General features: G+C 35.0%; 7 protein-coding genes and 1 pseudogene. 2 read left to right on the forward strand and 6 right to left on the reverse strand.

What is annotated here, in order from left to right:
- A partial coding sequence (locus IDG60_RS02555) for an SDR family oxidoreductase (protein WP_206160464.1) occupies positions 1-768 on the forward strand: 768 nt, incomplete at its 5' end.
- A gap of 12 nt (positions 769-780) precedes the next feature.
- Positions 781-1,425, forward strand: coding sequence for an aureusimine biosynthesis 4'-phosphopantetheinyl transferase AusB (ausB, locus tag IDG60_RS02560; protein ID WP_000215722.1), 645 nt, complete (start codon positions 781-783; stop codon positions 1,423-1,425).
- A gap of 327 nt (positions 1,426-1,752) precedes the next feature.
- Here the strand turns inward: ausB and IDG60_RS02565 are convergent, their stop codons facing one another.
- From IDG60_RS02565 to brnQ1, 6 genes and pseudogenes are all read right to left on the reverse strand, one after another.
- Positions 1,753-2,232 (reverse strand): YagU family protein, encoded by a 480-nt coding sequence (locus IDG60_RS02565; RefSeq protein ID WP_001822554.1) that lies wholly within the window; start codon positions 2,230-2,232, stop codon positions 1,753-1,755.
- 269 nt (positions 2,233-2,501) lie between these two features.
- The gene (gene argB, locus IDG60_RS02570) at positions 2,502-3,266 is read right to left on the reverse strand and encodes an acetylglutamate kinase (RefSeq protein WP_000668894.1); all 765 of its coding nucleotides are present in this window, start codon (positions 3,264-3,266) and stop codon (positions 2,502-2,504) included.
- Between the two features lie 15 nt (positions 3,267-3,281).
- Positions 3,282-4,523, reverse strand: a complete 1,242-nt coding sequence (gene argJ / locus IDG60_RS02575) for a bifunctional glutamate N-acetyltransferase/amino-acid acetyltransferase ArgJ (RefSeq protein ID WP_000682619.1) — start codon at positions 4,521-4,523, stop codon at positions 3,282-3,284.
- 11 nt (positions 4,524-4,534) lie between these two features.
- On the reverse strand, positions 4,535-5,566 hold the full coding sequence (gene argC, locus IDG60_RS02580) for an N-acetyl-gamma-glutamyl-phosphate reductase (RefSeq protein WP_000598482.1): 1,032 nt from the start codon (positions 5,564-5,566) through the stop codon (positions 4,535-4,537).
- 38 nt (positions 5,567-5,604) lie between these two features.
- Positions 5,605-6,789: an ornithine--oxo-acid transaminase gene (rocD, locus tag IDG60_RS02585; protein WP_001084442.1), complete on the reverse strand. Its 1,185-nt coding sequence runs from the start codon at positions 6,787-6,789 to the stop codon at positions 5,605-5,607.
- Positions 6,790-7,047: 258 nt separating this feature from the next.
- A pseudogene (gene brnQ1, locus IDG60_RS02590) lies at positions 7,048-7,569 on the reverse strand (branched-chain amino acid transport system II carrier protein BrnQ1); the annotation flags it as partial.

Genomic DNA, 7,569 nt, shown 5'->3' on the forward strand with positions numbered 1-7,569 from the left:
GATCACTTTGGTGATGATGATGAATTTGAAAAAGTAAATGTTCAAGGTACTGTTGATGTCATACGTTTGGCACAACAACATCATGCAAGGTTAATATATGTGTCTACGATAAGTGTGGGAACTTATTTTGATATAGACACAGAAGATGTGACATTTTCAGAAGCGGATGTCTATAAAGGGCAACTACTAACATCACCATATACACGGAGCAAATTTTATAGTGAATTAAAAGTATTAGAAGCTGTAAATAATGGCTTAGATGGTCGGATTGTACGTGTTGGTAATTTGACGAGTCCTTACAATGGAAGATGGCATATGAGAAATATAAAGACTAACCGTTTTTCAATGGTAATGAATGATTTGTTACAACTGGATTGTATCGGGGTTAGCATGGCTGAAATGCCTGTAGATTTTTCTTTTGTGGATACGACTGCAAGACAAATTGTCGCATTAGCACAGGTCAACACACCACAAATCATTTACCATGTGCTATCACCTAATAAAATGCCGGTGAAATCTTTGTTAGAATGCGTTAAGCGCAAAGAAATTGAACTCGTCAGCGATGAATCATTTAATGAAATTTTACAGAAACAAGACATGTACGAAACGATTGGATTAACTAGTGTTGACCGTGAACAACAACTAGCAATGATAGATACAACATTAACATTAAAAATAATGAATCACATCAGTGAAAAATGGCCAACGATAACTAACAATTGGCTGTATCATTGGGCACAATATATCAAAACAATATTCAATAAGTAAGTAGGGAAAGTTATGACAGTATTTGTAATGCAATTACAGAGTAACTTGAAAAGTATTGAAGAATTAATATCACAAAGTCGTTGGTCATATAAAAAACCGCGTACAGTCAACTATAGATACAATCAAGATAAACTCATGCACAGATTGGGAGATATTTTAGTGCAATATGGAATTCAACATGACACAGGTTTATTACCACATGAATGGCATTATCACATTTCGCCACGAGGTAAGGCAGATATTGTTCAACACAATCGTGATGGACAGCCCATCTATGTGAGCTTATCATATAGTTATCCTTATATCGTGTGTGTTGTCGATAAAGAACCAGTTGGTATAGATATCGAAAAGATATCACAACGTTTAGACTGGCGTACGTTAGTGACGTGTTTCTCTACAAACGAAGCACATCAAATATGTAGTTTAAATGATTTTTATCAAATATGGACACAAAAAGAAAGTTTTACAAAATTGATTGGTGAAGGTTTAATCAAAGGATTGGACATTTATGATATGACACAATCACACTTTTATCAATCACGTGAAGTGAAGTTCAAACAATTTATTTTTGATCAGTTTATGGTACAGGTATGTTTCTTAGGAGAGGCACCCTGGGGTTATAAAAAAGTGTCTGTATTTCAGTTATTGAGTAGTTAATATGACGTCTGACAGTATCATTGCGCAGTGATTTTAAACTATACTGCCTAAATGTTTACTGTTAGATGTATTTTTATTGGAAAAATGAAAGGTGAATACACGATGGCATCATTCAAAATCATGACGAGATTAATGTAAGTGATAAGGTGAAAATATACTGAGCAATATTGAAATTGCCAAAAATAATATCTTGTTACGACGCATTTGAGACTTTAATGCTCACGTAAGTTGGCTGGAATCATATCATGTCAGTTAATAAAATAACGTGAGCATCAATCATCATACTCAAACGATGATTTAAAACTCACGTTAATGTTAGTCAGTGTATTAATTTAATTTATAGCGATAGACAAAATGTTGTCGCACTAATTCAATTGTCATCATCCAGACGATATGGCCAAAGAATTCTGACAGATGCTCTTGGTATGGTTGATCCCACACAGCAGGTACAGTATGCATGATTGGCATAATGATAAGGTGGAATAATACCCAAATAGCAATACCAAAAACAGCACCTTGTCCAATTGCTAAGTAAGCGTATTTTTTAACTAATATGCAGTAAATAATTGCAATGACGATAGAAAAACTAAAGTGGACAATAAAGCTTACCCAAGGCAATTCCATATTTGAAAATGTATATGTTTGATGCGTAAACTCACTACTAAATCCTAATTGTTGCAATAACTCTTGAGGTGGGTTCGTTGCATTACGTTCTGGTGTGCGAGGTGGAAACATGACCTCCCAACCTAATTTTACAATTCCAGATAACAAGCCACCGATAATTCCAGCATAAATGAATATACCCATTTGTCGTTTCGTCAACTTAAGGACTCCTCTCTATTTACTATCCTCATTATAGTATTTTGTGAAAATAATCACAATAAAAAGCTTTGCAAAACTTAAAATATTTTGATAAACAAATTTGTAAAAGGTTATTAGTTTTTTACATCTCATATTGTATCGTACTGTATTCAAAATTGTTAACGAGATGAACGGTAAATAAATGTTTTAGCGCAATGGATAATCGAACTGGAATCATCTCGCGTGTCAAAACTTGTTAGGCCTTAATTTCATAGTTATGAATTAAGGATTGTTGTGCCAACAAAATCATTATTGTAAATAGATTCAATGATATTTGGCTTGTTTCCTGATGCAATGATAACTTTAGGACAGCCATTTTCAATCGCATTTTTGGCATCTAGCACTTTGGGAATCATACCTCCATAAATATCACCATGTTCAATATATTGATGAATATCGACTAATGGCAATTGAGGTATAACAACATCATTGATGAGTACACCTGCAATATTACTTAATACATAAATAGGCGCTTTTAATGATGATGCAATAAAATAGGCAAGCGTGTCAGCATTAATATTGTAAAATTCTCCATCATGGTTATTGAAACCAATCGAATTGATGATAGGTACAAATTTAGTACATAAATACTGTAAAGCATCCTTATTTAAAGCGGTCGGAACACCGACATATCCATATTGTTGATCAAAAGATGTAATTTCAAACAGCTGTGCATCCAAACCACATAAGCCTATTGCAGAACATTGGTGCTGGTTAAATTGAGCTACTAATGCAGTGTTAACGTCTGCAATGAGCGTGTGTTTAGTAATGGTCATGGTTGCTTTATCAGTCACTCTTAGGCCATTAACAAAGTGTGGCTCGATTTGCTGGTTTGATAATGCTTCATTAATAAATGGGCCACCGCCATGAACGATAATGGGGTAGATGTTGTTTGATCGTAAATGCTTAATGTTGTTAATAATTGATGGATGCATGTCACTAAGTGTACTGCCACCAATTTTAATGACAATAAATTTCATCTAACCAACACCACCTTATGTTCGATATGATGCGTTAATACGCACATAATCATAGGATAAATCACAACCGTATGCAGTCGCTGCAGCGTTACCTAAACCAAGTTGAACGTCAATTGTGACATGTTCATGAGTTAATGTGTTCGACATAGCTTGCTCATCAAATAGTACAGCCATACCTTTATCCACGACAGGTATTTGGTTCAGTTGAACATATGTGCATTTAGGATCAATTTCACATCCGCTATAGCCAATAGCTGTAATGATTCGACCAAAATTGGCATCTTCGCCAAAAATAGCTGATTTTACTAGATTTGAACTTACGATAGTTTTACCGATTTTTCTTGCATCTGATATTGATTTAGCGCCTGACACATTGACGCTGATTAACTTTGTTGCGCCTTCGCCATCTCTGGCTATAGCTTTAGCTAAAAATGTACAGACAAAATTGAATGCATCAACAAATGTTTCCCATTGTGGATGGTCTTGACTAAGTATTTGGTGTTCAACTTGGTGATTTGCCATGACTAATACCATGTCATTTGTACTTGTATCGCCATCAACAGTAATCATATTAAATGTATGGTCAGTCGAAGATTTTAATAATTGATGAAGTGTATTCGATTCAATCGATGCATCGGTTGTTATAAAAGCAAGCATGGTAGCCATATTTGGATGAATCATACCTGAACCTTTGGCGCTACCACCAATTGTAACGGTTTTACCATCGATTTTTAGTGATACAGCGATATGTTTTGTACAGGTATCAGTTGTTAAAATTGCCTCGTTAAACGCACCTGGCGTTGCAAAATTAGTATCCTTAATATGTTCGGTCCCAGTCTTAATTTTATCCATAGGCAAATATTCACCAATGACCCCAGTTGAAGCAACAGCAACATGCTCAGATGGTATTTGAAGTTGTTGAGCAACCCATGTTTGTGTTTGTCGTGCATCATCTATGCCTTGTTGACCGGTACAAGAATTTGCATTAGCTGAATTAACAACAAGTGCTTGTAATTTTCCTTTAGACTTTTGTAAAGTGTCTTCAGTGACAATAAGTGGTGCAGCTTTAAACTGATTTAAAGTATATACGGCAGCTGAACTTGCCAAAGACGATGAGTAAATCCACCCAAAGTCTTTTTTGTTAGCGCGTAAACCGATGTGCATACCACCAGCCGTGAAGCCTTGAGGTGTACTGATATCGCCATGTTTAATAATTGAAAAGTTATATTGTTGTGATGTCGTTTCTTGATGTTTCATTCTAACACCCCTTATGGATAAACTGGTGATTGATTTAGGCCAGTCGTTACTTCAAAATCATATAATATATTTAAATTTTGAATGGCTTGACCACTTGCGCCTTTGACAAGGTTATCAATCACTGATACTAAAATTGCTGTTTGTGTTGTTTCATCTACATAGATACCGATATCGCAGTAGTTACTACCGAGTACTTCTTTTGTGGTTGGAAAAGTCCCAATATCTCTAATTCTGACAAATGGCTGATTAGCATAATAAGAGGTCATTAATTTATGTAATGATTCAGTCGTATATTCAGATGAAAATTTGACATAAATTGTTGATAAAATACCTCGTGTCATTGGTACGAGATGTGGTGTAAATATGACTGATACATCTTGACCCGCAATGATAGATAAATATTGCTCGATTTCCGGTTTGTGTTTATGGTTTCCGATTGCATAAGCACTTAGATTTTCATTCATTTCTGAAAAATGAACACGTTGTGATAATGAACGACCAGCACCTGACACGCCGGTCTTAGCATCAATAATAATAGATGACAAATCTACTATTTTTTCGCTAATAAGTGGATGTAATGCTAATAATGTTGCTGTAGGGAAACAGCCAGGATTAGAAATGAGCTTCGTTCCATTGTTATCAAACGATTGCCATTCTGAAATGCTGTAAATAGCATGATTCAAATCATCTTGTGCTGCAGCAGTTTCTTTGTAATATGCTTCATATATTTCACGATTCTTAATTCTAAATGCGCCAGATAAATCGATAACATGAATACCTTTTTCTACTAAGGGAGGGATACATGTTTTACTTACGGGTGCTGGTGTCGCAAAGAAAATTACATCACAGTCATTATTGTCCACTGTAAGTGCTTCGAAATGTTGCATAATATGTTGTAAATGTGGAAATGTTAATTTCAACGGTTCATCTACTTTTGAATGTGAGTAGATGTGTGCAATCGTTACATGAGGATGTGTTTGTAACAATCGAATTAATTCAATTGCGCCATAACCGCTACCGCCAACGATACCTACTTTAATCATCATGAATCCCTCCTATGTCATATATAAATGATTAATTGTTAATTTTTAAAAACGTCTTGAAAAGCTGCAACAATTTGATGGATTTCCTCTTTATCAATAACTAGAGGTGGAGACAATCGAATGATAGTACGATGCGTGTCTTTGCATAAGATTCCACGTTGAATCAGTTGATCCACAAAAGGTGCAGCATCTGTGTTAAGCTCTATGCCTATAAATAAACCACGACCTCTAATTTCTTTAATACTAGGATGTTTAAGTTGTAGCAACGCTTTTAATAAAAATGAACCTAAGCGTTCTGATCGTTCAACCAGTTGTTCATCTTTAAGTACATCAAGCGCTGCCGTCGATATTGCAATGGCTAAAGGGTTACCACCAAATGTTGAACCATGTGTACCTGGTGTTAGAACACGCATGACATCATTATTTGCAAGTACAGCAGATACAGGGTATAAGCCGCCACCCAATGCCTTACCTAAAATATAAATGTCTGGAACAACTTGTTCCCATTCCATCGCAAACCATTTCCCAGTTCTACCAAGACCAACTTGAATTTCATCTGCAATCATTAATATTTGATGTTTATCACATAGTTGACGCACAGCTTGAATATATCCTTTCGGTGGTATATTAACGCCACCTTCACCTTGAATTGGTTCCAAAATAATTGCTGCTGTATTCGGTGAAATAGCTTGTGTTAATTGTTCAATGTCTCCAAAATCTACAGTTGTAGTGCCTTGAAGTAGGGGGTGAAATCCTGCTTTATATGCGTCGTGGTTAGATAGTGATAATGAGCCAAGTGTACGACCGTGAAAATTGTTATTCATAGCGATGATTTCAACTTGTCCGTCAGTAATGCCTTTAACTTCAGAGCCCCATTTTCTAGCAATTTTAATGGCTGCTTCAACAGCTTCAGTACCAGAGTTAAGGGAGAGTACTTTGTCTTTCTTAGCAAGATGACAAATTTTTTCTTCCCATTTCCCGAGATTGTCACTATAAAGGACACGTGAAATGATAGACAACTTTGAAGCTTGTTCTGTCATCGCTTTAACAATTGTTGGATGACAATGGCCTTGGTTTGCAACTGAAAAACCCGAAATGCAATCTATATATTGTTTGCCATCAGTATCCCAAACTTTGACACCTTTACCTTTAGAAATGACAAGCTTAAGTGGTGCATAATTATTAGAGCTATAATAATCAGTTAATTCAATGATTGAATTCATCGGTCTCCCTCCTTTATATTTATACAATTTAAAGAATTAATATTAATATATTACAGTTGTTCAATATAAGTGTCAAATGTAAATTTAATAATATAAAGATAAGGTTGTGTTTGTATTAATGTGATTTGTAAAATGAAAGTACTAATATTTTTTGTGGATAATCAGTGATATGTATGTATACGATTGCAGTTTAATGTAGTATGAATAAAAAATGCCACAAGCATATGTTTAACATATGACTGTGGCATAGTATTATGCTTATGGAATTTTACGATGCTTAATTTTATAAATAATGAAGCCGATAATGAAACCAATCAAACTGAGAACAACCCAGCCCATACCAATGTCTGATAATGGTAAATATTTTTGGCTGAAATTAATCAAAGTTTGTGAGAATGATGTGCTTGAAATGAACTCTGGACTAGCTTTTAATCCATCTACTAATGCAGCAATCATTGTAAAGAAAATGGTACATTGATAAATAATTTTTGAATGATGGAATTTGCTACTAAATAATGTTAGTACAATCAAGGCAATTGCTAATGGATATAAGAACATTAACACTGGGACTGAGTACATAATAATCTTAGTTAAGCCAACATTCGCGAATAAGAACGAAATAAAGCTTACAACTGTTGCAATCGCTAGGTAATTCATTTTAGGGAAAAGGTGTTCGAATGTTTCTGAAAATGCCGTAATCAAACCGATGGCTGTTTTTAAACAAGCAACCATAACGATAAGTGACAACAGGACGATACCGTAGTTACCTAAGTAGTATTG

This window comes from Staphylococcus sp. EG-SA-2 (genome assembly GCF_017152085.1).

Excerpts from the sequence above, each read along its gene's own strand:
- ausB (WP_000215722.1), top strand. The coding sequence starts at position 781 with ATGACAGTATTTGTAATGCAATTACAGAGTAACTTGAAAAGTATTGAA.
- argC (WP_000598482.1), bottom strand. The coding sequence starts at position 5,566 with ATGATTAAAGTAGGTATCGTTGGCGGTAGCGGTTATGGCGCAATTGAA.
- argJ (WP_000682619.1), bottom strand. The coding sequence starts at position 4,523 with ATGAAACATCAAGAAACGACATCACAACAATATAACTTTTCAATTATT.
- rocD (WP_001084442.1), bottom strand. The coding sequence starts at position 6,789 with ATGAATTCAATCATTGAATTAACTGATTATTATAGCTCTAATAATTAT.
- IDG60_RS02565 (WP_001822554.1), bottom strand. The coding sequence starts at position 2,232 with ATGGGTATATTCATTTATGCTGGAATTATCGGTGGCTTGTTATCTGGA.
- argB (WP_000668894.1), bottom strand. The coding sequence starts at position 3,266 with ATGAAATTTATTGTCATTAAAATTGGTGGCAGTACACTTAGTGACATG.